The sequence below is a fragment of the Aquidulcibacter sp. genome, from assembly GCF_049239865.1.
Taxonomy (GTDB): Bacteria; Pseudomonadota; Alphaproteobacteria; order Caulobacterales; family Aquidulcibacteraceae; genus Aquidulcibacter.
The window spans coordinates 1-25,880 of the sequence record NZ_JBMLTR010000134.1; the positions used below are offsets into that span (position 1 = coordinate 1).

General features: G+C 54.9%; 19 protein-coding genes. 7 read left to right on the forward strand and 12 right to left on the reverse strand.

The features are described 5' to 3' along the window. Positions 1-136: 136 nt before the first annotated feature. The 4 genes from ACOVRA_RS09810 to ACOVRA_RS09825 all read right to left on the reverse strand — a co-directional run bounded on the left by ACOVRA_RS09810 (position 137) and on the right by ACOVRA_RS09825 (position 6,331). Positions 137-1,504: a cytochrome P450 gene (locus tag ACOVRA_RS09810; RefSeq protein WP_421720135.1), complete on the reverse strand. Its 1,368-nt coding sequence runs from the start codon at positions 1,502-1,504 to the stop codon at positions 137-139. 330 nt (positions 1,505-1,834) lie between these two features. Continuing rightward, positions 1,835-3,190: a glycoside hydrolase 5 family protein gene (locus ACOVRA_RS09815; RefSeq protein WP_421720136.1), complete on the reverse strand. Its 1,356-nt coding sequence runs from the start codon at positions 3,188-3,190 to the stop codon at positions 1,835-1,837. Between the two features lie 103 nt (positions 3,191-3,293). Next, positions 3,294-4,652 (reverse strand): sigma-54-dependent transcriptional regulator, encoded by a 1,359-nt coding sequence (locus ACOVRA_RS09820; protein ID WP_421720137.1) that lies wholly within the window; start codon positions 4,650-4,652, stop codon positions 3,294-3,296. Next, complete coding sequence (locus ACOVRA_RS09825; RefSeq protein WP_421720138.1) at positions 4,649-6,331, reverse strand: sensor histidine kinase; 1,683 nt, start codon at positions 6,329-6,331, stop codon at positions 4,649-4,651. The genes ACOVRA_RS09820 and ACOVRA_RS09825 overlap by 4 nt, the downstream gene beginning before the upstream one ends. Positions 6,332-6,566: 235 nt before the next feature. Here ACOVRA_RS09825 and ACOVRA_RS09830 point away from each other — a divergent pair, with 235 nt between their 5' ends. From ACOVRA_RS09830 to ACOVRA_RS09845, 4 genes are all read left to right on the forward strand, one after another. After that, positions 6,567-7,892 (forward strand): dicarboxylate/amino acid:cation symporter, encoded by a 1,326-nt coding sequence (locus ACOVRA_RS09830; RefSeq protein WP_421720139.1) that lies wholly within the window; start codon positions 6,567-6,569, stop codon positions 7,890-7,892. 95 nt (positions 7,893-7,987) lie between these two features. Further along, positions 7,988-11,062: a TonB-dependent receptor domain-containing protein gene (locus ACOVRA_RS09835; protein WP_421720140.1), complete on the forward strand. Its 3,075-nt coding sequence runs from the start codon at positions 7,988-7,990 to the stop codon at positions 11,060-11,062. A gap of 30 nt (positions 11,063-11,092) precedes the next feature. Continuing rightward, entirely contained in the window at positions 11,093-12,436 is a 1,344-nt protein-coding gene (locus ACOVRA_RS09840) for an alpha/beta hydrolase family protein (RefSeq protein ID WP_421720141.1), read from the forward strand. A gap of 93 nt (positions 12,437-12,529) precedes the next feature. Beyond that, the gene (locus ACOVRA_RS09845) at positions 12,530-13,321 is read left to right on the forward strand and encodes a DODA-type extradiol aromatic ring-opening family dioxygenase (RefSeq protein WP_421720142.1); all 792 of its coding nucleotides are present in this window, start codon (positions 12,530-12,532) and stop codon (positions 13,319-13,321) included. Positions 13,322-13,370: 49 nt separating this feature from the next. On the opposite strand, the gene ACOVRA_RS09850 is transcribed toward ACOVRA_RS09845, so the two are convergent. The 4 genes from ACOVRA_RS09850 to ACOVRA_RS09865 form a co-directional block, all read right to left on the reverse strand. Further along, complete coding sequence (locus ACOVRA_RS09850) at positions 13,371-14,642, reverse strand: cation:proton antiporter (RefSeq protein WP_421720143.1); 1,272 nt, start codon at positions 14,640-14,642, stop codon at positions 13,371-13,373. A gap of 250 nt (positions 14,643-14,892) precedes the next feature. Continuing rightward, positions 14,893-16,239, reverse strand: coding sequence for a spinster family MFS transporter (locus ACOVRA_RS09855; RefSeq protein WP_421720144.1), 1,347 nt, complete (start codon positions 16,237-16,239; stop codon positions 14,893-14,895). Between the two features lie 67 nt (positions 16,240-16,306). After that, positions 16,307-18,547, reverse strand: a complete 2,241-nt coding sequence (locus ACOVRA_RS09860) for a TonB-dependent receptor (RefSeq protein ID WP_421720145.1) — start codon at positions 18,545-18,547, stop codon at positions 16,307-16,309. Positions 18,548-18,566: 19 nt separating this feature from the next. Next, complete coding sequence (locus ACOVRA_RS09865) at positions 18,567-19,496, reverse strand: alpha/beta fold hydrolase (RefSeq protein ID WP_421720146.1); 930 nt, start codon at positions 19,494-19,496, stop codon at positions 18,567-18,569. A 133-nt stretch (positions 19,497-19,629) separates the two neighbouring features. On the opposite strand from ACOVRA_RS09865, the gene ACOVRA_RS09870 reads away from it, so the two are divergent. The 3 genes from ACOVRA_RS09870 to ACOVRA_RS09880 are packed head-to-tail and all read left to right on the forward strand — an operon-like array spanning position 19,630 to position 22,432. Further along, entirely contained in the window at positions 19,630-20,196 is a 567-nt protein-coding gene (locus ACOVRA_RS09870; RefSeq protein ID WP_298229749.1) for a TetR/AcrR family transcriptional regulator, read from the forward strand. Continuing rightward, positions 20,193-21,686 carry an AMP-binding protein gene (locus tag ACOVRA_RS09875; protein ID WP_421720147.1) on the forward strand — a complete coding sequence of 498 codons (1,494 nt, stop codon included), beginning with the start codon at positions 20,193-20,195 and terminating at the stop codon, positions 21,684-21,686. Before ACOVRA_RS09870 ends, ACOVRA_RS09875 begins: the two co-directional genes overlap by 4 nt. Beyond that, complete coding sequence (locus tag ACOVRA_RS09880) at positions 21,683-22,432, forward strand: MaoC/PaaZ C-terminal domain-containing protein (RefSeq protein WP_421720148.1); 750 nt, start codon at positions 21,683-21,685, stop codon at positions 22,430-22,432. The genes ACOVRA_RS09875 and ACOVRA_RS09880 overlap by 4 nt, the downstream gene beginning before the upstream one ends. On the opposite strand, the gene ACOVRA_RS09885 is transcribed toward ACOVRA_RS09880, so the two are convergent. The 4 genes from ACOVRA_RS09885 to ACOVRA_RS09900 form a co-directional block, all read right to left on the reverse strand. Further along, complete coding sequence (locus tag ACOVRA_RS09885) at positions 22,403-23,194, reverse strand: metallophosphoesterase family protein (RefSeq protein WP_421720149.1); 792 nt, start codon at positions 23,192-23,194, stop codon at positions 22,403-22,405. The genes ACOVRA_RS09880 and ACOVRA_RS09885 overlap by 30 nt on opposite strands. A gap of 34 nt (positions 23,195-23,228) precedes the next feature. Continuing rightward, positions 23,229-24,152: a diacylglycerol/lipid kinase family protein gene (locus ACOVRA_RS09890; protein ID WP_421720150.1), complete on the reverse strand. Its 924-nt coding sequence runs from the start codon at positions 24,150-24,152 to the stop codon at positions 23,229-23,231. Positions 24,153-24,388: 236 nt separating this feature from the next. Then, complete coding sequence (locus ACOVRA_RS09895) at positions 24,389-24,589, reverse strand: YdcH family protein (RefSeq protein WP_290804432.1); 201 nt, start codon at positions 24,587-24,589, stop codon at positions 24,389-24,391. A 205-nt stretch (positions 24,590-24,794) separates the two neighbouring features. Then, positions 24,795-25,838 (reverse strand): class I SAM-dependent methyltransferase, encoded by a 1,044-nt coding sequence (locus tag ACOVRA_RS09900; RefSeq protein WP_421720151.1) that lies wholly within the window; start codon positions 25,836-25,838, stop codon positions 24,795-24,797. Positions 25,839-25,880 lie beyond the last annotated feature (42 nt).

The window sequence follows — 25,880 nt, forward strand, 5'->3', positions numbered from 1 at the left end:
ACGCGCCCCGGCCCCTCTTTATGGTGCACCCCCGGTGGTTTTCCACGCGGGGCTATGGGTGTTGGTGTTGGAGTGCGGGCCCCGACATAAGCATTCTCAGATTTCGCTGGCCGACGATGTTAAGGGCAGGCCTACCTCAGCTGGACCGTGCGCCTACCAGTGTCGGGCGACGGCCGCCGACGCCATACAGATTGACCTTGAGGCTCGACATCGCATTGACGAGCGCATTGGGCGCATAGACAACTGGACCGACGGGGGCAATGTTTGGGAAGCGCTCGAAAATCTTTTCAAACGACAAGCGCAGCTGCATCTGTGCGATCCGCGAGCCCAGGCACTTGTGCACCCCATGGCCGAAAGCGAGGTGCTTGTCATAATTATCGCGCATCATGTCGAACCGATTGGGGTCGGGGAACAGGCTTGGGTCGCGATTGGCGGCACCGTACCACATCACCACTTTTTCGTCCTTAGCGATCCGCTGACCGTTCAACTCTGTTTCTTCCAACGCGGTGCGGCGCATGTGTTTCACCGGGGAGACCAGACGCAGCGCTTCTTCTGCCATGCGCGGGATCAGCTTCGGGTCATCCAGCACCATTTGCCGCTGGTCTTGGAAGTCGTGGAGCAATTGGATTGTGCCAGTCAGCGAGTTGCGGCTGGTATCGTTGCCAGCAAAGATAATTAGAAGCCAAGCACCATCGAGATGCTCTTGCGGCAATTCCTCCCCGCCAAGCTGTGAGCGCGCAATTGCGGTCAACAGATCTTCACGCGGGCGGGCGCGCCGGTCGGCCATAACACCCTCGCCATAGGCGAACATGGCATCGACCATGTTGAAGAAGCGGAACGGAAACAGGGGCTCTTTTAGAATCGTCTGCCATGGGTTTGCCAAATATTGCGAGGCCATTTCGAGATAATGCATCCACTGCACGATGCGCGGCCGGTCTGCTTCATCGACACCGAGCATTTCACACAAGGTGAAGAGCGGGACTTGTTCGGCAAACATCTTCACAAAATCGACTTCTGGCCCCTTGCGCTCCATCTCGTCGAGCAAGCCGTCAATATGGGTCCTGACCTTGTCGCGGATCTTGGCGACATAGGCCGGGATGAAGAAATCCTTCTGCTGGATACGGGCCTCCATATGCATGGGGGCATCCATATTGATCAGGGAATTGAGCGCTGCCGGGATCAGTTTCTTTGGCTTCCATTTATCCCGCGCCTGAATACCCAAATTAATGCTGCCGCGCTGGGACGAAAACACCTGCGGATTGAGTTCAACCGACTTGATATCCTCATAGCGGGTGACCGACCAGAACCCAGAGATGCCCCGATAGCCAGGGCTCCAATGCACCGGTGCTTCATCGCGAAGCTTTCGGTAGAACTCCCAAGGGTGCCCGCTTGTCCAAGAAGCTGGATCGCCCAGTTTAAACCCACTGATCAGCGGATAGGCCGCCGAATGGGTGGGATCTATCTGTCCGGTATCGATTAGAACATCGTCACTGATCAGCTGCATGGCTCTCGAGCTTCCTTGGCAAGGCGCGACGGTTTGTTACCGGCCTCGTACAGACCGCTATATGTCCACTTCGCACAGCGCGACAAGCCCATCGACATGAGCAATGCACTCATCGAGCGCATGGTGGAGCTTTCTAAGCACTGAGCAACGCGCCTTTGGGCGGATGCCAGCAAAGGCGTTAAAGCGGTATTGGAAAGCGGCGAGCCCCTCTCCCCATGGCAGGGTGAAGGGCTGCAGATAAAACTTATCCCCGTCTATCCGTTACCCCCGTAACTTAAGCCCTTAGCCCAGTAGGACGGGGAGAGCTGAAGCAGAGGACGGCGCTAAGTCTTAGGGGGTTGCGATCTTTTGGACGGCATTTTTGATGAGGGCTTTGGTGGAAGCGTCGGTATCAAATACGGAATACCAACCTTGCGGCTCATGGGGCGGGTCACCAACATAGGCCGTTTCCTTGGGTTTCATACGATAATCATCATGCAGGGCACGGCCTTCGCCACCCCAAGCCCAGAAGTTGATGCCGGCAATCTCGCCGCCACGCTGGTGGCTGTCGAGCAAGGCTTTGATGATCAGGTCGTAAAATTTATCGCGCCAAATGGTCGGTGTGCCGGCTTCATAGGAGGCTTCATCACGGGGAAAGCCAAATTCTTCGATCACGAGCGGCTTTTTTAGGGCGTTGGTTATTGTAACCGAATTAGCGATATAGGCAGTGGTTTCTTTAGCTACAGTCGGAAAGCTTCCCTCGAGGTCTTTTGGGTCAGCCCAAGACCAATTCTGCGGCCAAATATGCGCTGTGGTGTAATCAATATTGGGGCTGTCTTGAGCAGACTGCGTCAAGGCCAAATCATCATTGCAGCCCTTGGGCCCTTCATGACCGACACAGACCAGATGATTTGGATCGAGGGATTTGATCAAAGCGGCAGAGCGATCAATCCAGCCCTTATAGGCCTTGAAACGCTTTGCGATGATTTCGTCCGTCCCACCCGGCCTAGGCTCGTTACACAGCTGCCAAGACATGATGGTTGGATCATCCTTATAGGGTTTATTGGTCGCGCTATTCGTGCGCGTGACCAAGGTTCGCACATAGGTTTCATATTTGACCAGGGCTGCTTGGTTCTCATAAAATTGCGAGACGAAGTCAGGGAAGGCGGGCCAAGGATGGGCTGGATCGTTCATATCGATAAAAGTGCCGCCATTGGTCCAAGCTTCGTAAGTTCCAAGCCCGCCAGACCATTCCCAGAAATTGGTCAGGTAAAGAATGGCCGTCATGCCGCGCTCTGCCATCAGGGCGAGCGCCTTGTCCAAGCCTTGGAGGAGGCTTTCGTTCAACGTGCCATCGCTGGATTGGAAGGCTGGGTTGAGGGAGTTTTTAAGGGGCGACAGCTCTGAGGAAGCCAGCAAGCGCAAATTGGTAATGCCAAGCTTAGCTAAGGCATCCAGCTCTCGCTCCAGCCGACCCGGATTGCCGATCGCTGGATCAGGGGAGGCGGCATAAGCCGCGTACCAAAGATTGGCACCTGCGTAATAATAGGGGGCTCCATCCTTGATAAATTGCTGGCCTTTAGTGGTGATAAAGGTTGCTTTGCCATCTCTTTGGGGGCTGCAGCCAGCCAGCCCTGAGGCGGAAAGACCCGCCAATGAAATGCCCATTCCAGCCAATCCAAGCGATAATTCTCGACGGTTTACCATGCCACCCTCTTTCCAAAGCACATCCAAGGGCACTCTGTATGAGCAATAAAAACAGCGCTGTCAATTTGGGTCTTGGGCCATCTGAACGGTCAGCGGCAAGGGTCTAGGGTCGTGATCGAAAGTCACTCAGAGCGATATTTAGCCGCTTCACTTTGTCGTAAAAAGTCTTGCGGGGTAGACCTAAGGAGGCAATTGCCGTTTGAATGTCGCCGCCGGCCTCCTGCAGAGTCTGCTCGATAAAGGCCTTTTCAAACTCCGCCACCCGGGTCTTGAGTTTATCGGATGTGGGACTTTGATCTATGCGCGGTGCGGCTAACTTAGCATCCCAAAGCCCGAGGACATTTTGCTCCGCAAAACGATTCAGCTCCCGTACATTGCCCGGCCAATCATGGCTTCGAAGATAGCGGTAAATTTCTGGCGTAAGGGCTGCTGGTTTGCGGCCGTGGCGTTTTGCTGCTTGCTCCAGAAACAGACCATAAAGCAGGGGGATATCCTCTCGTCTCTGGCGCAAAGGCGGTATTTTGAGGGTCAAGCTATTTAGGCGGAAAAGCAAAGTCGGAAAGAACGTACCCTCTTGCACGCGCTCGGCTAGCTGAGTTGAACTGGCGGCCACAATTCGTGCATCAAAGGGTCGGGATTGATTGGCGCCTAAGGGCGTTACTTCGCGTACTTCCAAGGCTCGATGCAATTTTTGTTGGACCTTAATGGGTGCGGCATCAATCGCGTCGAGAAAGAGCGTACTTTTATGCGCCAATTCGAGCCGGCCAACTCGCGACTTATAGGCGGCTGGATACGCACCTTGGGCGACCCCGAACAATTCCTCATCCAGCAACGCATCGGGAATTGCGCCACAGTCGATGGTCACCATTTGCCGGCGGCTGCGGGTGCTTTGTGCATGCAGCATGGCCGCGACCAAGCTCTTCCCAGTACCTGTCTCGCCTTCGATGAGGATGTCCACATCAATCTCGGCTACCTGTGCAATCGTGCGCCGCAAAGCCGTAATGGCGCTGGAGGTTCCAAAAAGTGGTCCACCCTCGACCGCATCTGGACGGGTATCTCGGAGTTGCCTGACTTCCAGCGTTAAGGCACGGCGCTCTAAGGCGCGTTGTGCAGTCAGCACCAATTGTTCAGGCAAAAAGGGCTTAGAAAGAAAATCATATGCGCCCTGGCGAACCGCATTCACCGCTGTTGCAATGTCGGCGTGCCCGGAAACCAAGATGACCGGTACATCGGGGTCGATTTCTTTCACACGACGAAAGAGCTCGAGCCCATCCATCCCCGGCATGCGCAAGTCGCACACGATAATACCGTCAAAGCTGTCCGAAAAGGCAGCCAGCCCCGCTTCGGCAGAGCTGAATGTATGGACTTTGAACCCAGCCAATTCCAAGCTTTGGCCATGAGCGGTCAGAACGTCGGCTTCGTCGTCAATAAGAAGAATGGAATCTGGCTTTACAGTGCTCAAGGGGCAGGCCTCATACGCATGATGAAAGCTGCGCCCTGTTCTGGGGTGGCAGCAACCAGATCTCCGCCGAAGTCGGCCATAATGTCGCGCGAGATCACTAAGCCAAGCCCCAGCCCGTCGCGCTTGGTTGTTGAGAAGGGCTGAAACAAGCTCACTCGCGTCTCTGTCGAAAGCCCAGGACCATTATCAGCGACAGTAAGCTCTACAAAGCCGCCTTCCAATTTGATCGATAGGTTGATTTCAACGCCGTTTTGTCCGGCATCCAGAGCATTGGCCATCAGATTGACCAAAACCTGTTCCAAGCGCACCGCCTCAGCTTGGACGAGGGCATCATCCTTCGGTTGATGCACGACCGCACCCAAGGTCGCGATCCGATCGCGTAGCAAGAGGAGGGCACCTTCAATCACCTTGTTGAGACTGACTGACGTCATCGTCCCCGTTGCTTTGCGGGCAAAACCTAAGAGTTCGGCCGTGATGGTGCCAATGCGGGAGGCTAAGCCAATCACGCGGGTCAGATTGGCGCGCGCCTCTTCAGGCTGGCCGCGATCCAAGAAGGTGACGGCGTTACTCGTATAGGCCGAGATGGCAGCCAGCGGTTGGTTAATCTCATGGCCAACGCCTGCAGCGATCTGACCTAAGGCCGCAAGCTTATTAAGTTGTACCAGACGCTCGCTCATGTCGCGTTGTTGAATGGCAAGGTTGCGCTCGGCCCTAAAGGCGGCGCTGCGCCGCAAGTAAATCATCGCCAGCCCAAGTGCGAACAAGGCCAGCAAGCTGGCGAGGACGCTAATCCGACTGGACAGCACCGCCGCGCGAATGCTGTCCTGTGTCTCTGTCAGGACATGCAATTGCCAGTCGTTGGCGAGTTGCTTGACGGCTTCTGCATATTTCTTTGACGCGATATCTGCATCTTGGACGGCCCCAACTTGGCCATTTTGATATAGGGGCAGCACTTCCAGCGGATTGGTTCCGTAGTCGAGATCACGCAGCATTTTGCTCTGCGTCGCTTGGCTCAAAGGTTGGACCGTCTTGAACCGCCAGTCGCGATTACTGGTGATTAGGATGACGCCATTGGCATTGGTCGCAAACACCGTCACGCCCGCTTTGCGCCATTCGGCTTCGAGATTGTCAAATTCGACTTTCGAGACAATGACACCAAGAATCTGTCCACCTGCTTTCAATTGTCGTGCAATATAGAGACCCGGACGTCGCGAGACTGTTCCAAGTGCGAATTGTTCTGAGTGACCCTTGCTCAGTGCTTCGCGGAAGTAGGGTCGAAAGCCATAATTCTGTCCAACAAAGGTTTCAGGTCGTTGCCAGTTACTCGACGCCAAAGTCAGGCCCTTGGTATCCAAGAGATAGATGGCCGCTGCCCCCATGTCGCGGCTCAGTGCTTCGAGCTTTTTGTTGAAGGCAGCTAGCCGCTGACCATCTTCGCCAGCGAGCACGGCGCGCGCATCCGCATCTTGGGCCAGCACCAGCGTTGCCAAGCGAAATCGCTCATGTTCGCGCTCCAGAGCAGAAGCGAGGAGTTCGGCAGACACGTTTCCTCTTTTGTCGGCTTCAGTGACAGCGCGATTACGGGCCGAGTTGTCAGACATCAAAAAGCTCGCAGCGATCAACAAAAGACCGGCGATCATTGCAGCCGCGAGCAAGAGGTTCCGAGTAGGCTTCACCATTCGCGCTTTCCCCAGAGCCTCATCATCCGACGATTGCCTCCTGGCGGAAAACCACACATCTGGCAACTTATTTGTGTGAAAAATCGCACAAATCTGAACTAGAGGAAGTCTAAATACCTGTCTTAATGTTAGTTTATTTCCAGTGATTGGAGTTTTACCTGCCCATAGGATTTGCGCTAAATTTCTCCCAATAACGATGACAACAAGTCAAACGATACATCTATGGGGAAATGCCTTGGCCATCAGCCAACCTATTGCAAGTGGGTCTAGCGCCACTCCGGCCAAGCCAGTGGTTTGGTACCAGCAACTTTACACGCAAGTCGTGATTGCCGTTGTGCTCGGCATTGCCATTGGTGCCATTTTCCCAAGTTTCGGGGCAAGCTTAAAGCCGCTCGGCGATGCCTTCATCAATCTGGTGAAAATGATCATCGCCCCCGTAATTTTTCTGACCGTGGTGACAGGCCTAGGCGGCATGTCGCAGGTCAACAAGATTGGCAGTGTCTTCGGTAAGGCCTTAGCCTATTTTCTGGCGGTCTCGACCTTTGCCCTCGCCATTGGTTTGATCGTTGGCAATTTAGTCCAGCCGGGCGCGGGGATGAATATTGATCCTGCAACGCTCGATGGGAAGTTGGTCGAGAATTATACCCAACGTGCCCATGAACAGAGCCTTTTAGGTTTTGTGATGAACATCATTCCAAAGACACCGATCAGTGCTTTGGCCGAAGGCGAGATCCTGCAAGTGCTGCTGATTGCCGTCCTGACCGGCATTGCCATCGCCGCCGTTGGCGAACCCGCGCGCCCGCTTTTGAACGTATTGGAAGCAGCAAACCAAGTGGTCTTCAAGCTGGTCCACATGCTGATGAAACTGGCACCTATCGGTGCCTTTGGTGCCATGGCGTTTACGATTGGCAAGTTTGGGGTTGCTAGCCTCGTCAGTCTCGGGTCGCTCATCATCACCTTCTACGTCACTTCGTTTTTGTTTGTGATCGTGGTTCTGGGTTTAATCGCTAAGCTGGCAGGCTTCTCTATTTTTCAACTTGTCCGCTACATCAAGGACGAGCTCTTACTGGTGCTTGGCACATCTTCGTCTGAAGCGGCTTTGCCAACCTTGATGGAAAAGCTGGAGCGAGCAGGGTGCCGGAAAGAAGTGGTCGGCATTGTTTTGCCAACAGGCTATTCGTTCAATCTGGATGGGACCAACATCTATATGACGTTGGCGGCGACCTTCATTGCCCAAGCTGTCGGGATTGACCTGTCGCTGCACGATCAGCTTCTTTTGATCGGCGTCGCTGCGATCAGTTCCAAAGGAGCAGCGGGCGTTACGGGTGCCGGGTTTGTGATTTTGGCCGCGACCTTGTCGGTTGTACCCAGTGTCCCCGTAGCTGGCATGGCGCTGATCCTTGGCATTGACCGCTTCATGAGTGAGTGCCGCGCACTTACCAATCTGATGGGCAATGCCGTCGCGACCATCGTGGTGTCGCGCTGGGAGGGGGCCTTGGACAAAACCATGTTGGCCGAAGCACTGGCCGGGGCGGGCAAGAAATCATCTGATCCATCCTGAGAGGTCAGCGACACAGGATCAAGCAACTCAGAAATTCACGACCCAAAAGGTCGAAACAGCAAGCAAGTAAAAACAAGTTAGGGGCAGGAAACGCTATGAAAACGATGCAGATTCTATTGGGAACAACCGCGCTTGTTTGGAGCCTGGCCGGCACGGCCTACGCCCAGACAGCAGCAAACCAGACAAACCCAAATGCAGAGCCCGCACAGGAAGTCGAAACCATCATTGTGGTCGGCAGCCAAATCCGTGGTGCTTCAACAACCGCCGCCTTGCCCGTTGCTGTCTTCAGTCAAGAAGAGATCAAGACGACAGGCGCAGTCAATGGCGATGATCTTCTCCGCACAATTCCGCAAATGGGCGATGTGTTAGTTAGCCCAGCCAATAACGCCCAAACCTCTAACTCTGCACGCGGTGATGTGAATTCGATCAATCTGCGTTCGTTGGGCGTGGGTAATACTTTGGTGCTCCTCAATGGACGACGTATCGTTCAACACCCGACAAGCCAAGGCACATCCGATACGGGTACCGTGCCAGTTCTGACCTATAACTCCAATGCCATCCCCGTCTCGGGCCTCGAGCGCTTGGAAGTCTTGCTGGACGGCGCTGCGGCGATTTATGGTGCAGATGCGGTTGCCGGCGTGGTCAATACTGTGACCCAAAACAACTTCAACGGCCTGAAGATAGACGCCCAATATGGCGCGGCCGAAGGCACAAACTTGCGCGAGTTTAACCTCGGCATTTTTGCCGGGAAGGACTTTGATCGCGGCAATGTCTCGCTGTTTCTCGACTACACCGACCGCACAGCGCTGCGCGCGGAAGATCAAGAATTCACCAAGACGGACAATCTTCGCAGCTTCTTTGCGGATGAGCCAGACTTTGCAAGCAGCCTGACCCCAGACGCGCGCAACACGCGCGGTGCTTGGGCCAATTTGGCCGTCGTAGCGGGCCCCGGTATCATTCGTCGAGGTACCGTTGCGCTGACAACCGCCGCTGGTGCGTTCAGCATCCGGCCAACCACCATTGCTGGGTGCTCTGCCACTTTGACGACAAGCGCCGGCATTTGTGTCGCTTCCGGCGCGCTGACCTTCAATACAACCCAGCGCGATTTGCGCTTCGATACGGCTCCTGGGACGACCATCACACCCGACACCCAGCGCATTAATACCATGCTCACCGGGCATTTCGACTTCAACGAAAATCTGACGGCGTTTGGCGAGTTGGGCTTTTATCAAGCTTCGACGACGCGGATCCAACCGCCCGTCATCAACCTGAACACGCTGACAATTCCGGCCTCCAATTATTGGAACCCATTTGGCCCAACCGTGTTTGCCAACGGCCAAACCAACCCCAATCGTTTGTCTGGTTTGACCAATGTGCCTACCACAGGCTTGGCCATTACCTTGAACCAATATCGCTTTGTTGACGCGGGCTATCAGACTGTGAATGTCGACAATTACCAAGCGCGTTTGCTAGCAGGCCTGAAGGGTATTTATCGTGGCTTCAACTGGGAGTCGGCGATCGTCTATTCTGAAGCCGAAGCTGAAGACGTTTCCGACGCGGTCAATTCAACGGCCCTCCAGAGACAATTGGCCCTCTCAACGCCTGACGCTTACAACCCTTTCAATGGCGGTTGCTTGGATCAGTTAAGCTACGGGGATTGTACACCAAGTTCTAAGGCTGCCATTGACGCGATCACCTTCAAACTGCGCCGTGAGTCGCGTACGACTTTAAGCATGGCAGACTTTAAAGTCTCCAAAGGTGACCTGTTCCAGATTTGGGGTGGTGACGTCGGCGTTGCATTTGGTCTTGAAGTGCGCGCCGAGACGCAGCGCGATAATCGTGATGCCAATCTCGATGGTTCCAACCCATTTGTGGATTCCGTAACGGGCGCGACCCAATTGAGCAATGTGATTGCCGTCAGCCAGAACCCTGACACCAAAGGCAAGCGCACTGTGCAAGCGGCTTATGTCGAGTTTGCCGTGCCGGTCGTCTCGCAATCCATGAATATCCCACTGGTCCGCAGCATCGATCTGCAAATTGCCGGGCGAGCTGAGAGTTACAGCGACTTTGGCAGCGTCGTAAAGCCAAAGGTCGCTGTGGCTTGGGATATTGTGGATAGCCTGCGCTTCCGGGGTTCTTATTCCGAAGGCTTCCGCGCACCAAACTTGGAGCAAACTAACACCAAGACCTATGGCCGCTTGGCGACCAATAACGACTATATCCGCTGTGAAGCTGACCTGCGGGCACGCCGGATCACGACTTTTGGGGCCTGTACGCGCAGCATTGGCTATTCGCTACTGTTGTCTGGCAATCCTGACCTACAGCCAGAAGAAAGCACAAATGCTTCCATTGGTCTGGTGTTCCAACCGAAGTTCCTACCAGATTGGGCAGGCAACTATACCTTCACCGTGGACAAATGGCGGATCGAGCAAGAGCGGATCGTCGGTCTGTTTGGCGGCTCCAATGCTGTGGTGCAGGATTATCTCGACCGCCTCGGTGGACGGTCGAACCCACTCGTTACCCGCGCAGCAGCCAATGCCGATGATATCGCGTTGTTTGCCGGCACCGGCATCACGCCAGTGGGGCAGATCATTTCGGTCAGCGACAAGTTCGTCAATTTGCTGCCACAAGAAGTCGAAGGGGTGGACTTGGGCATGAAGTGGCGGCTGAAGACCAAAACCGCCGGAACCTTCCGCGTCAGCCTGAATGCGTCGAACCTGACCAAGTTCGGGCGTGAGCCTGGACCTGCTGTCGATGCTTTGTTTGCGGCTCGCGCGGCGGGCACTATCAATGCGGCAACCCCTTTGCCTGAGTCGTCCGATCTTTTGGGTAAGAATGGCCGTCCAGAATGGCGTGGATCGGGCTCCTTGACTTGGAGCCGCGGCGAATTCCAAATTGGCGTCTTTACCCAATATATCAGTGCCGTAGATGAGACCGGATTCTTGGACGTTAATGGCGTGGCTTGGGAAGTAGATGCGCAGTTGACCGGCAATCTCTATTTCCAGTTTGAGCCAAAAGCAAAGCAAGGTTGGGCGTCCAACACTAGCTTCCGTGCAGGCGTCCGCAACTTGACCAATGAGAAGCCGCCACTGGCCTCGTCAGGCTATTTGGGATCCTTGTATCGTCCCTATGGACGTTACCTCTATTTCAGCACTTCGAAGTCCTTTTAAAGCTACGAGGCAACTGAAAGGTTGGGCGTGATGAGACAAAGCAACTCAGAGTTTCCAGACTTGGCGGGGTTCCTGCTGACACTGGCCTTGCTCTGCTGTCTCATCCGCCCCGTTCCAGTTGCGGCCCAATCTGCCGCGACGGGTCAACCAACGCCGACGCCTTGCCCAGCGTTTTTGCCCAGCGAGGTCCATTGCTTCACTGGTAAGTCGAGCGCAGGCGCGCCTTACTTCATCGCCATGCCGAAGGACTGGAACCAAAGCCTGATTTTGTTTGCTCATGGTGGTCCCCGCCTTGGCAGTCCAAAATTGGCGGAGACAATCGAGGACCTTGAGCGCTTTGAAGTTATGGTGCGTGAAGGCTATGCGTGGGCTGGCACCACCTATCGCCGGGGTGGCTATGGCGTAAGGTCTGCCGCCGAAGATATGGACCACTTGCGCGCACTCACGTGGCAGCATTTCGGACGGCCGAAACGCACGATTCTACATGGCCAGTCCTGGGGCGGCAATGTTGCCGCAAAGGCGGCTGAGCTCTATGCAATGGATCTCGAAGGCAAACGCAATTTCGATGGTGTGATCCTGACCAGTGGCGTCTTGGCGGGTGGCACCAGGGCCTATTGGCTACGTTCTGATCTCCGCGCGGTCTATCAATATTATTGCCGCAACCACCCAAGGCCAAACGAAACGCAATATCCAGTTTGGCAAGGCTTGCCCGTTGGCACCACCATGACGCGCGCCGAGCTTGCCGAGAGGGTGCGTGAATGCACCGGGATCGGAACACCGGTTTCGCAGCGCACCGCAAAACAACAGGCTAACCTTCGCAACATCACATCGGTTCTCTCGATCAAGGAAGAACAAATCCTTCCCAATCTGGCTTGGGCAACCAATACGTTTCAAGACATGATTGGGCGTCTGAATGGGCGCAATCCATTTTCAAACCAAAGCGTCGTCTATAAGGGTTCTGACAATGACCGGGCCTTGAATGCGGGAGTGGAGCGTTTTGCGGCAGACCCGACCGCCGTCGCAGAACTCGCCTATGACAGTGACCTGAGCGGATTGATCGTCGCCCCGGTCATCACGGTTCACGGCATTCACGATCCGGTTGCCCATGTCTCCCACGAGGCGGCCTATCGGCGTACAATTGAGCAAGCAGGACGGGGTGACTTATTGGTGCAAAGCTTCACCGATGAAGCCGAGCACAGTCGCTTAAGTGTGCCAACTTATCCCACCATTTTCTCTGCCATGTTAAATTGGATTGAGACGGGCAAAAGACCGACCCAAGCGAGCATTAAATCAGCTTGCCCCGTGTTTGCGCAAAAATATGGCGCGCCCTGCTTGTTCTTGGTGCCGTATCAGCCGGCTAATCAAGGCCATTGATTGGGTCAATTTGGTCACCAGTGCGTTTCATAAATGGCGCATTATCACGCTCAGCTTATCGCTGTAGGGTCTGCACCAGATCGGAGATCGAACATGACCCAACAGCCCGCCTTCTTCATCCCCCACGGCGGAGGTCCTTGCTTCTTCATGGAGGATCCAAAAGGAATGTGGGCCGGAATGGCGCGCTTTTTGGAAAGTTTGCCAGCGCGGCTGCCGGAGCGACCCAAAGCAATTCTGATCGTGTCTGCGCACTGGGAAACACGCGGCTTCGCCTTTACCGGGACGAGCCAGCCGAGCTTGATTTATGACTACCACGGCTTCCCGCCTCATACATATGAATTGAGCTATGAGGTGGCTGGCGCACCGAGCCTTGCGGCACGTGCTGCGAGCTTACTGAAGGAGCATGGGCTTGATGCCCATGTCGATCCTAATCGTGGGCTAGATCATGGGGTGTTTATTCCGCTCAAAGTAGCCTTTCCAGATGCCGATATTCCGGTTGTTGAAATGTCGGTAGAGCAGGGCTTCGATCCGGCTATGCATGTCGCTGCCGGAAAAGCGCTTTCGATCTTGCGGGATGAAGGCGTCCTGATCCTTGGCTCTGGCATGAGCTTCCATAACATGCGCGCCTATGGCGATCCGCGCTCTTCAGCCGGCGCTCGCGCATTTGATGATTGGTTGACCGAGACGGCGCGGTCTAACGCGGCCGAGCGCGCCGACCGTTTGGCGCAGTGGCCAGATGCACCATCTGCCCGCTTTGCCCATCCGCCCCGCCAAGAAGAACATTTATTGCCGCTGTTGGTTGCCGCAGGGACCAGCGCGCTCCAAGGCGAACGCATTTATAATGAGGAGGTTCTCTCGACCGCTTTGTCAGGATATCGTTTTTAGGTCTTTGGGGCCGAGCGGCGAGTGATCGCCGACTATCTGACGCGACCAATTAGGATCGTGAGTCAGCCGCCGGCAATAAACCCGTCGCCCGCGCATGACGGCCATAGACCAATTCAAACAAAGGTCCTGCCATGAGAGTGGTCACAATCGCCATAACCACCATGATGGAGAAGAGGGCGGGCTCAATAATGCCGCGTTGCAAGCCAATATTGAGGATGATGAGTTCCATCAGACCGCGGGCATTCATCAAAGCCCCAATGCCCATCGCCGTGCGATTGTCTTCCCCAGTCGCACGGGCTGCAGCATAGCAAGCAAGTCCTTTGGCGGCGATTGAGATCACCAGAATCACCGCAGCAATGAACAACAAATGCCACGTGTTCACGAGCGTCAATTGTGTATGCAGGCCTGAATAGGTGAAGAAGAGCGGCAACAACATAACGGCTGTCACTGGTTCAAGCTTCTCACGAAGGGTTTCGGAGAATTTGCCCTTGGGCATTACTGCGCCCAGAACGAACCCACCAAAAACCGCGTGAATCCCTACAATATCCATGGCAAAGGCGCAAAGCGCAAAAGCGATCAGAACATAGGCAAGGCTAATCTCACTTATCCCGCCATCGCGTTCCATCATCTTTGCCAAGGGTGCGGTCAGCTTACGGCCAAACAAAGCCATGAAGATGGCGAACGCAAACGCGCCCCCGATTGCAACAATGGCTACCATGGGACCGCCACCAAAGCTGGCAAGAACAATAGCGAGGACGCACCAAGCACCAGCATCATCAATTGCCCCAGCCGAGAGCGCGAGAGTTCCTAAAGGCGACTTGCTGAGGCCTTTTTCATGGATGATCCGCGCCAACATCGGAAAGGCGGTAATGGCGATACAAGCCCCCATAAACAATTGGGCTTCCCAGGTCGCAAGCCTATCGTGGAAGAGGCCGGGTGTTTGCAAGAGCCAAGGGGTGATCAGGAATGCGCAGACAAAGGGAACAGCGATACCAGAAATCGAGACTGCAGCTGCGCTCTTGGCTCGGGATACAAAGTGCGAGGTATCAAACGTCAGACCCACGATGAACATGTACAGGCCAACGGCCAATTGCGCCCCAACAAACAGGATGGGCTTAGATTCTTTGGGGAAAATCATGCTTTGAAGTTCAGGTGCCAGGAGACCGAACAAGGAAGGCCCCAAGCATACACCCGCGATCATTTCGCCCACGACTTGGGGCTGACCAAGAAAGCGCTTACCGATCCAGCCAAAAACCCGACATGCCAACAGGATCAGGGCCAATTGTGCAAAGAAGGCGATACTTAGGTCCTGCGGAGTCATGGGTATTCTTATCTCCAAACCTGAACGGCATGACGCCTCAGCTTTCCGCTTCTGCCAGAGGCGGCCTAACCACACAAGCCAAGGGGCGGTGATGACTACATAAGGACATCGGGGCCGCTAATGCCTTGTCTGCAAGCTTTGCTTTACGAAAAATCTATTGGCAAAAATGGATTTTTGGGTGCGGTCTTTAAAATGCAGCGCAAGGCATGTCGCCCAAGGGCGATCAGAAAGTACATCAAGTTTCAGTGATTTACTTCTGGCCCGCGTCCAGATGGATCCAATCCCGTTCCAACAACTTGGACGATGCAAACAAGAGAGCGGCGGCAATCAAGTAAAAGCTGCTGCCACAAAGAATAGAGTAACGTAAGGATTCTTCGCCAAACCGAGCGCTCAACCCGTCCGACATGGCACCTAGCAACAAGTCTCCAAGGCCAATTCCAACCAGATTATTGATCAAAAGAAAGAGGGCAGAGGCGGTTGCCCGCATATTGGGCGGCACAATCCCTTGAAACGCAGCCAAGACTGGACCGAGCCATGCAAGCCCTAAGGCGGTCGGGATGAGAAACACGAAAAACGAGACCCAAATGGAGTCAGACAAAATGCCAATGGCAAAAAACGGGGTTGTCGCCACAAAGGCAAGGGCGGGGACAAGCGCATAGGCACCCTTATTCTTGGCCCCGAACCGATCACCCAATTGCCCACCCAACCAAATGCCAATCAATCCTCCTACCAGAACAATCGTGCCATAAAAGTAGCCGGCATAGAGGAGGGGGCCTGCGCCTTCGGGGATCATCCAGTCAGGCAGCCACGCCATGGCTTTTCCGAGGTCGTCACCCCAGGACCGCACAAAGAAAGCAGGTAGCCAAGCAAATAAGCCATAGCCCATCATAGATGAGGAGGCCGCTCCAAGTGACAGGGTCCAGAAGCTTGGCTTCTTGACCAAGACCGACATGACTTCACTCAATTTCGCCGGTGCCACTTTGGCTCCTGGCGGATCATAGCGACCACGGACCGGCTCTTTCATCAGGATTTTAAAGATCGGGGCCAGGGCCACCCCCATGATGCCGACAATTATAAAGGCCCAGCGCCAATCCAAAACGGTTGCAATCACACCGCCAAAAATAATACCAACTGCGGAGCCAATCGGAATACCAAACGAATAGGCTGCCATGGCGCGTCCTCGTCGTTCCGGTGGATAATAATCCGAAAGCAGCGAGTAGGCGGGTGCAACACCGCCCGCTTCACCCACACCCACCATCAGACGCGCGGCAAATAATTGCCAAAAGTTCTGCGCCAAGCCACACAGTGCAGTCATCGCGCTCCATAAGGTCAAAGCAGTCGTCATGATCCAAGTGCGGTTAAATCGGTCTGCTAAGAGCGCGATTGGCACACCCAAGGTCGCATAGAATAACGCAAAGGACAGCCCCCGCATCAGACCCAATTGCGTGTCACTTAGGCCGAGCTCTTTTTGGATCGGGATCGACAAGATGCCGATGATCTGTCGGTCCAGAAAGTTGAATGTATAGACGGTGACCAAGAGGGTCAGAACAAGCGTGCGATATGCGGGGCTCGGATCATTGGCCGGTGCGGGTTGCATGGTCACCTCTATCTAGAAAAACAAAATGCCCCCGGATTTCGCCGGGGGCACCAAGGGCTTGGGGAGATTAGAATTTGGCAGACAGGCTCAAAGTCACGGTCTTTGGCGGACCATAGAAGCTGTTCTGCACATTGCCGAAGGTTGCCCCAGCAAAGGAATAACCGCCGACCTTATAGCGCTCATCGGTCAAGTTGCGACCAGTGAGGGCCATGCGGAACACACCATCTTCACTGTTCCAGCCGATGCCAGCATCGACCAAAGTCACAGAGTCCAATTGGTCGACCAAAGGATTGACGAACTCAAACATGCTGTATTCGCTGCGGTAGGAGCCCGACAAAGTCGCATCGAGCGAGCCCATGGTGCCGAGGTCGCGTGTATATTTAAGCGCAACATTGCCATTCCATTCTGGGGTATTTTGGAACACCGCTGTTGGCGCCAAATTGATCGGTGTTAGGACACCGCCCACCAAAGTGAAACTGCGGAACTCATTGAACTTTGCATCTGTATAGCCAAGCCCAAACGTCATCGACAAATTGTCGGTAAAGCGGGCACCACCTTCCAGCTCGAAGCCTTGAATGGTCGAGGAGCCGGCATTGTCTACAAAGCTCGCGATACCAGCGGCCAAAGTTGGCTCTTGGCGAGTGATTTGCTGGCCTTCATATTCAGCGCGGAAGACGGCAGCAGCAAAATTGGCACGACCATCAAACAGGCTTCCTTTGAGACCCACTTCATACGAGTTCACATATTCAGGCTTGTAACCTTCAACCGTCTTGGGTGTCAGCACGGCGTCACCTCGCATGTCAAAGCCGCCAGACTTAAACCCTTCCGAATAGGCAGCATAAGCCGTGAGTGCATCACTGAACTCATAGGAAACGCTGACCCGAGGGCTGAAGTCGTTGAAGTCTTTTGAGTTGCGATAATTGGACCGCAACAGACCAGCGATCGCTGCCGTATTCCCAAACAAGGGCGAGCCAAGTCCGGTGAAGTTCTGACGATAGACTTGGCCGGTCCGGGAATCCTCGGTGTAACGCCCACCAACAGACACCGACAAAGCGTCCGTGAGATCAAATGAGAAGTCGCCATAGGCCGCAAAGCTCTCGGTCTCCACCTTGCCCGATGTTGCGATGGTCAGATTGGCGATTCCGACAATGGTATCAAAGGCACCGGAAGCTTCAGCATCGAGATAATAGAGGCCGAACACGCCGTTCAAGCGCTCACCCGTTACCAAGAGTTGGAGTTCTTGGCTGAATTGCTTGTCGTCATAGCGGGCAGGTACATCAAGCGCTTTGACTTGGTTGGTATCAAAGTCGATCAAGCTATCGCTGGCACCTTCGCGGCTGGCGCTGATCGATTTGACGGTCAGGCGATCATTGATTTTCCACTCACCAGTCAATGACCAGCCGGAGTTTTCAACCGAATTCGCGCTACCGATGCCAGCGTCGGTGTCATAAACGTTTGGCAAGATCGCTGCGCCCGTGGTCAGGCCGGCACCTGCTGCTTCGCGGTGACCATGTTTCGCATTGGAATCGTCTTTGACCTTGTCATAGGCAAAGCGGAAATAGAGGTTCTCGCTTGGCTCCCACTCGGCACTCACGCGACCGGCGAAGACGTCCTTGTTATAGTGCTCCGCACCCGTGGTGATATTCTTACCATAGCCGTCACGTTGATAACGCGCCAAGGCACCGCCGACGCGGAACGTATCTGACAAAGGTGTTGAACCACTGACAATCGCGTCAATCTGGCCATAGCTGCCCATGTTGAGCCGTGCGTTCAAAGCGGGCTTAGTTGCAAGCTTGCGGGTCACATATTTGATCGCGCCACCAATGGTATTGCGGCCATAAAGCGTGCCTTGGGGTCCGCGTAAAACTTCGATGCGATTGATGTCAAAGATGTCGAGAACTGCACCTTGCGGGCGGGCGATGTAAACGTCATCCACATAGAGACCGACGCCGGGCTCAAAGCCCCACAAAGGATCTTGCTGTCCGACACCACGAATAAAGGCAATCAGGGTGGAGTTTGAGCCGCGGGCGACTTGAACGGTCGCGTTAGGGGCGGATTGCTGCAGCACTGTGATGTCCGGTGCACCGGTGGCTTCAAGCGATGCGGCACTCAACGAGGTCACAGAAATGGGGACATCTTGCAAAGCTTCATCGCGCCGGCGTGCGGTAACAATAACAACATCTGCAGCTTCATCGCTGGGCGCAGCCGTCGTGCTTTGTGCAAGTACGGGGTTGATGAAGCCAATGCTGGTCAGCGCGCTGGCGCTCAAGAGCAGGCTTGAAAGGGTTTTGATGGTTGTCTTTTTCATAGTCAGTTCCTCCGGGTTTTTATTGGGCAGTAATGTGCTGGCAAAGCGTGGGGGCAGGGGGGCCTCGCTTGGCCAAGGTAAGCAGGTGGGCATTGAACGCGTCAGGGGCCTCGATGTGAGGCGCGTGGCCAACATGATCGAGCACAATGGCCCGACAGTTTGGCATCAGACGGGCGATCTCAAGACCGACCGTTTGGGGGTAAAGCACGCTGCGCCCACCATGAATGGCAAGCGCAGGGACTTGAATTTGGGGAAGGTCCGCGCGGGCATCAAATTGCATCAGCGAGAGCCAAGCCTGTGACGCGGTTTCTGGATCAGCTTGCCCCGCAAGGGCGGCCAAAGCAGTTCGGATCTGGTCATTTGGATCTGCAAGGATGCGATCAAGAAACAAGTCGCAATAGCCCTTCCAGTCCGTGCGCATGGCTTGAATGGCAAGCTCAATGGTTTCGCGTGTCATGCCGCTGGACAATGGGAAAGCCCAGCCATCCTCCGGCGCAACGCGGGGTGACATATCGATACTGACAAGCGCTTTCAGGCTTGCTGGGCTAGTCGCCGCCATATGCCAAGCGATGCTGGCACCCATCGACCAACCTACCAAAGTCACTTCCGACAAATCCAAGGCCGAGACCAACTCGCGGATAAGACGCGCCATCGCTTCGATGGTTGGCACTTCTTTTGAAGCCGCGCTATCGCCAAATCCCGGCAAGTCTGGCGCAATGATCTCAAAGCCTTGGTCAATCAACGCCAATTGTGGGGCGAAAGACCTACCGCCCATAGCCCAACCATGAATGCAAACCAGAGGGTACCCCGCGCCGGCGCGATGAACCATCATAGTCTCACCACCAAGCGTCATGGCGTCATGACGGCCATTATAGGCAGCCCATGCTTGGTCGAAGACGGATTGCATCTCCAATGGCTCGTGCCTCCCCTCGGCTGGTGATAGACTCACGCAGTCCGCCCGGATCAAATCGGGACTTGTTCTTTCTCTAACTCGTGGCATAAGTTGAAATATGAATCAACATTCAATTTTGAAATCACAGAGCGCTGGCCTAGGCCCTAAGACGCCAAAGACCCGGAAGGGCTTGGCGACACAGGCAAAACTGTTGGAAGCAGCAGAAGCTGAATTTGGTGAACGCGGCTATCATGACGGTTCAATTGTCGAGATTACGCGCCGCGCTGGCGTCGGTCTTGGGACTTTCTATGTCTATTTCGAATCGAAGGAAGCGGTTTTCCGGGCTCTCGTCACGCACATGGGCCATGAAACGCGGGCTTATATTGCCCGCCAGGTGGAACAGGCACCAGACCGCCTGAGCGCTGAGCGGATTGGTATGCGGGCATTTTTCGAGTTCGCCCGCTCACACCGCAATCTCTACAAGATCGTGATGGAATCCCAATTTGTCGCCGAAGACAGCTATCGCGCTTATTATGATACGTTCGCAGAAGGTTATCGGCGGAACCTGCAAACGGCCGTTGAGCGCGGGGAAATCCGGCCGGGGGACGCCGATATTCGGGCATGGTCGCTGATCGGTTTGTCGGTGTTCTTGGGAATGCGCTACGCGATTTGGGACGAGACGGCCGACTTAGAGCCTGTTGTCGACGCGGCGCTTGATATGATTGAGCGCGGTCTTTCCTTGGGCCCAAAGCCATGAAGCATATGACCAACCTTTTGGCGCGGCGGGCAGAGCTTACGCCAAACCGACCAGCCATGACAGAATTGGTTGGGGGGCAATCCAGGACTTATGGGGCCTTACACGACCGGGTATTGCGTCTGGCCACGATCTTGACAGAGCAAGGTGCTGTTGATGGCGCTCGTGTTGCGGTTCTGTGTCGTAACCGCATCGCGTTTTTTGAAGTCCTATTTGCCGCAGCCAATACGGGCGCAATCGTCACGCCCTTGAATTGGCGCGCACCCTTGCCAGAGCTATCTCCTTTGGTCGGCCAAGCCTCCCCAGTGCTTGTTTTTTGCGGCGCTGAAGATGCCGCCGTTGCCAGCATTTTGGCGGGCAGTTCTGAAGCCAAGCTGATCGACTTCGATCACAATTATGAAGAACTATTAGAACAGGCGAGCCCCGCACCAGCGCGCCGCCACTGGGCGTTTGAGGACATTTGGTACCTGCTTTACACGTCTGGCACGACCGGTCAGCCAAAAGCGGTAATCCAGACCTATGGCATGGCGCATGTAAATGCGGTCAATCTCGGCCAAGCCATCGACTTGCAGAGCAGCGATGTCACGCTGAACTTCCTGCCCCTGTTTCATACCGCCGGCATCAATCTGCATACTTTGCCGACGCTATTTGCAGGCGGCCATGTTTTGATCTTGCCGGGATTTGAAGCTAATCAGGTCATAGATCTATTGGCTCAAGGCCGCATCTCTACCTTCTTCGGCGTTCCGGCAATCTATCAGGCTCTAAGCTTGCACCCTGAGTTTGAACAAGTGGCGCTCGATAAGGTTCGCCATTGGGGCTGTGGTGGCGCGCCGCTCGCCGATACTTTGGTTCACGCCTTTGCGCGCCGAGGAGCCAAAGTCGCTAACGGCATGGGCATGACCGAGACTGGCCCTACGGTCTTTTTGGCAGACCCAGAGACCGCAACCCAAAAGATTGGCTCAGTCGGCAAACCGCAAATCCTGTGTGAGGCCCGCCTTGTAGACGCAGACGGTAATGACGTGGCGACAGGAGCGACAGGCGAATTGTGGCTTAGTGGGCCTGGGATCACGCCAGGCTATTGGGGCAATCCTGAAGCGACGGCAGCGGCCATCACGCCGGACGGGTGGCTCAAAACCGGTGACCTTGCTCGCAAGGATGACGATGGGTGCTATTATATTGTGGGTCGCCTAAAAGAGATGTTCATCTCAGGCGCAGAAAACGTCTATCCCGCCGAAGTCGAAAATGTGCTGGCGCTCCACTCTGCCGTATTAGAGGCAGCCGTCGTCGGTGTCATAGACGCACGCTGGGGCGAAGTCGGGCATGCTTTCATTTTGCTGCGTCCCGATCAAAGCGCGCCCGAGACAAGTGACTTGCAAGCTTGGTGTCGCGCCCGACTGGCGGCCTTTAAAGTGCCCAAATATATCACCTTGGTTGACGAGTTTCCCCGCACACCAGCTGGCAAAATCCAAAAGCACTTGATCCCAAGACCATGATCCTAACACCCACGCAAAGCGACCTCGACCAATTTGCAAAGCTGTCTGGCGATGCCAATCCGATTCATGTTGATCCTAACTTTGCCGCAAACAGCGGCTTTGGGCGGACTGTCGCGCACGGTGCAATGTTGACATCTTGGCTCGTCCGAGCCGCAGGACTTTCTGAGACGCCCCACTCAACTGCGGCCATGTTTCCAGCCCCCGCCTTTGCAGGCGAAGCTTTGGAAGTCGTCCGGGAGGGGGATGGGTGGGAACTTGCGCGCTTGGAGGATGGCGTTGTCGTGTGTCGGCTTTTGATTAACGCTGCCGTACCTATTGAAGAAGCTTTAGCGGCAAGCAGCGCAGCCACGGTGCCACTCAAAGTCGGCATGATCAGCGCGAGCGAAACCGTCTTTGAAGCAAATGCTGCCCAAGCTATGCAGGACTTACAAGCTCGAGCGGGCGGGACGACATTGGCAGCAGAAGTTGCTCAGACCTTGGCCAGTCAAGCCTATATGTTAGGTCTGATCTCAACTTTGCTTGGCATGGACTTACCGGGACAAGGCACCAATTATCTCAAACAGGAAACAGCTTGGCTCGGCACGCTGAAGCCTGGGCAGCGCGTACACACGCAGGTTACGATTACGCGGCTGCGGCCGGAGAAGGCCTTAGTTGACTTGAGTACCCAAGTTCAAAATGAACACGGCGAGGTTTTGGCCAAAGGCCGCGCCCTTGTATCAGCCCGCGATGTGAAGGGTGCCTTTTGAAAGCTCAGTGACTTCTTTGAACGACCCATCTTGATAACGCCAAATCGAGCGCGCTATCGTCGAATTGTCTGCTCCGAAACGCAGCACACCAAAGCCTGAACCAAAGCCACGCTCCCGCGAGGAAGCCAAAGACGGCACCGTCATGACCCGAACGCCCGCGAGCACAGGAGCAGGAAAATCAAATGCCGCATGGACATGGCCACACAAAAGTAGGTCTAGCGGGTTTAGAGTGAGGCGCTTCACAAATCGATCAAGGCCTGAAGGCAGACTCATTACAGACGCCCCCTCGGGGGTTTGGGGTGGATGGTGTAAGGCAAGGACTTTATATTGAGCGCGGGAGCCGCCCAATCTATCCAAAGCCTCAATGACCCCTAACTGACCATAATCACCTTGCGACCAATCCATACGCCCTTGCAAACCTCTTGCACTATTGGCCGCTTCAATATGGACTAAGTTATCGCTGGACTGCCACGTGGTTCGAAGTCCCAATCGATTATATCGACCAAACGGATCGGCGAAGCGCAGTGCTAGGTTGAACATTGGCGTGTCATGATTGCCTGGACAGCTGACAATGGGTGCTTTGACCTTTTTGAGCCAAATGTCGGCTTGGGCAAATTCACTAAGCTTGCCCTCTTGGGTCAAATCGCCCGTTATCAAGACGCACTCTGGCTCTATTGCCTCAATAGCCCTCAAAGCGGCGTCCAGCTTGGCTGAATCCGCATCGCCAAAATGCACATCGCTGATGTGAACAAGAGTGGTCATGAAGCGCTCTAAAACTCTGAAAGCGCGACCTGTATCATCCTTGCGAACGCTTTGTAGAGAGCACCAATGCAGCCCGCGGTAGAGCCCGCAATACCAAGTGATCGCCGAACTGACACTTCTCGCCATCGACAAGTCCGATGATCTCATCGCCGCCACAACTGACGCTCAGGCGGTCTGAGATCTGGGTCTTTGCAAAAGATAGATTGCGCCAGCGTCTGAATAGAACCGCCAAAGCCAGCCACATCACGTTCCCAAGACCACTGAACCGTGCTTGCGCGGTTTCAAGTCGCGTCTCGGGAAAGTCAATTTCCTTTGTACCAAGGCCAAATGCCTCATCCACCTGACCAGGCGCTGCAATCACAACATCACAAGCTTGGCGATTGGCACACAGGCTTAGCCTGCCAGCAAACAAGTCATGTCGCAGTGTCTTTAAAGCACCCAGCCCGGCCCAGAAGCCATGCCGGCGAATCGTCTCGCGCATCGTGTGAAAGCCCATCCACGGACCAAAGCCTGAGGCGACCAAGAAGACGTGTTCGTTTGCGAGGCCTCCCGACAGCCAGGCTGGCTTGGCGTTACCCAAGTCTCGCAGAGTTTGGCCGAGGTCGGCATGGCCGTGAACTCGGTGGCAGAGGCGATTTAAGGTGCCGCCCGGCAAAGGCAGAATTGGCACATCCAAGCCGCGCAAGGCTAAAGCGACTGTGCGGGCTGAACCATCACCGCCTAAGATACCAAGCGTCTGAGCGCCTTGGTGGACAAGTTCTAATGCGCGATCGTGAAGCTCACTTCCTGTGCACAAGACTAGCGGCACCTCTTGCCCAAGTCCTGCTCGACGCATCGCGGCCTTAAGGCGCGCCAATCCAAACAAGCGGAAGCTGCCGGCGGATCGATTGACCAAGATTGCAAACGGAACACTGGTTGCGCCTGCGCTTGTGTCGATAGCCTGGACAGATGTGTTCACGTTCAAGTGCACCACTGGCTTATCAGGTGTGCGGAGTTGATCACTTGTGGGTTGGTACACGAAGACTTCCAATTGTCGTCAAAGGCGAGGTCATGAAGGTAGGAATGGCCCTTGCGCACGGGCGGGGGGAGAGCGGTGCGCAAGGGCCGGGTGGGAGAATAGGAAAGTCCGTTCTGACCTATATTCTCCCGAGGCAAGCGATTGGGGCGGGTGCGCTTACCTGTTCGAGGGTGGCGCTATTGGCCGTAAATTAGGGCCCGCTCTGGTCGGGGTGCCATAACACCCGCGGCAACCAATTGGTCTTTCACCAACAGCTTCTGGCGTTTCAGCCGCGTGATGAGTTCAGGCTCGATAAAGGGTCTCTTCGCCAATGCCGCCAATTCACTTTCAAGTCTTGAATGATGGCTTTTCAGGGCTTCGATACGTCCAAGTTTCATGTCATGCTCCTCTATGCTTATGCATGGCAGAGCCTGAAGAAGGCCGATGAGGGAATAAAAGAGGGACCCTGACACCGCGCCTTATAAAAGACTCCGGTGTGGCCGACATCGCAACCTGAAAACGGGTTGCCAGAGGGGCCCGGTCCACACGCATTCAACATGGGGTCACCACATTACCGGCGCAACCGACAAAGTTGTGATCTCACTAGCTTGTGAGAGTTTGTTGATGACTTGGTTGATGGACACTGGCTTTTTGGCTGGATGTCTCAAGACGCGCAGCGTGTTGCGCCTGTTTCAATGTTGCGTCTGCCATCTTCCTGAGGCTTTCAAAGCGACTTGTTGTTGTGATCTCATCGAGGTTTCGTAAGAGCCGCTGCCAACGCCGCCTAAAAGGGGCACCAGAGACGAAATAAGTCGCAGGCGATTGGTCTTCCAGCAACTGGTGGCGCAGCTTGGTAGCCAGATTTGAGAGGCTTTCGGTGTGACTTGGGGCCGGGTTAGAGCTCGCTTTAAACACCAACGAGGTCCCGTTACATTGCGGGCTGTTGATCGGCTCAAAGCCAGCGCGAGACAGGGTGGCCCTCAGAGTCGCCGGCGAGAAATTCCAGACATGCGCATAATGGAAGAGGTTGCCACGCTGCTTCTGGACGCCTTCAATATTTGGCACCTCAATGAATAACAGCCCCCCCGGAGCTAGCCATCGCCTAAAGCAAGTCAAAGCATCTAGCGGGTCGGCCAGGTGCTCGAACACATGGTTTAAAGTAATCAGGTCAAAGATTCCTGCACCAAAGGCTTCGGGCTCCAGTTTGGGATTGGTGACCTCTATGTCATAGGTTACCATGCCAAAATGCCTGTAGCCATCATTGGGCTCGACGCCGCAAGCGTTAAAACCGAGCTTGCCCATCATATAAACATACTCGCCGGATGACGCGCCAATATCCAGGACTCGACTTCCGGGCTGGATGAGAGCCTTGAGGCGTACGGCCCTCAGCGCAGCACTTCGCTGTGCGCGCAAGGAATGCTTCGCCTTCGGCTTCAAAATGCCTTTGTAATTCTTCCGATAGTCTGAGGTATAAAACGCATCCAATTCAGCCTTTGTCGGCAGGGGATCGTGACTGACTAGGCCGCACCCATTACAGAGAACTGTTGTCAGTGGCTTTAATCCCCGCCCGACAGTGCCTACCACGGTGCGTTCGATCTTGCCGCACAACATGCAAGGATCGGCTGTGATTGTATCGCCCAACTTCATGACTTTCTCCGCAAAAGATCAAAAGCGGACGATAAAGGTCAA

Bases quoted from the DNA above. Each gene is read 5' to 3' on its own strand.
- ACOVRA_RS09810 (WP_421720135.1), bottom strand. From the start codon at position 1,504: ATGCAGCTGATCAGTGACGATGTTCTAATCGATACCGGACAGATAGAT.
- ACOVRA_RS09815 (WP_421720136.1), bottom strand. From the start codon at position 3,190: ATGGTAAACCGTCGAGAATTATCGCTTGGATTGGCTGGAATGGGCATT.
- ACOVRA_RS09825 (WP_421720138.1), bottom strand. From the start codon at position 6,331: ATGGTGAAGCCTACTCGGAACCTCTTGCTCGCGGCTGCAATGATCGCC.
- ACOVRA_RS09835 (WP_421720140.1), top strand. From the start codon at position 7,988: ATGAAAACGATGCAGATTCTATTGGGAACAACCGCGCTTGTTTGGAGC.
- ACOVRA_RS09840 (WP_421720141.1), top strand. From the start codon at position 11,093: ATGAGACAAAGCAACTCAGAGTTTCCAGACTTGGCGGGGTTCCTGCTG.
- ACOVRA_RS09845 (WP_421720142.1), top strand. From the start codon at position 12,530: ATGACCCAACAGCCCGCCTTCTTCATCCCCCACGGCGGAGGTCCTTGC.
- ACOVRA_RS09850 (WP_421720143.1), bottom strand. From the start codon at position 14,642: ATGACTCCGCAGGACCTAAGTATCGCCTTCTTTGCACAATTGGCCCTG.
- ACOVRA_RS09855 (WP_421720144.1), bottom strand. From the start codon at position 16,239: ATGCAACCCGCACCGGCCAATGATCCGAGCCCCGCATATCGCACGCTT.
- ACOVRA_RS09860 (WP_421720145.1), bottom strand. From the start codon at position 18,547: ATGAAAAAGACAACCATCAAAACCCTTTCAAGCCTGCTCTTGAGCGCC.
- ACOVRA_RS09875 (WP_421720147.1), top strand. From the start codon at position 20,193: ATGAAGCATATGACCAACCTTTTGGCGCGGCGGGCAGAGCTTACGCCA.
- ACOVRA_RS09880 (WP_421720148.1), top strand. From the start codon at position 21,683: ATGATCCTAACACCCACGCAAAGCGACCTCGACCAATTTGCAAAGCTG.
- ACOVRA_RS09885 (WP_421720149.1), bottom strand. From the start codon at position 23,194: ATGACCACTCTTGTTCACATCAGCGATGTGCATTTTGGCGATGCGGAT.
- ACOVRA_RS09895 (WP_290804432.1), bottom strand. From the start codon at position 24,589: ATGAAACTTGGACGTATCGAAGCCCTGAAAAGCCATCATTCAAGACTT.
- ACOVRA_RS09900 (WP_421720151.1), bottom strand. From the start codon at position 25,838: ATGAAGTTGGGCGATACAATCACAGCCGATCCTTGCATGTTGTGCGGC.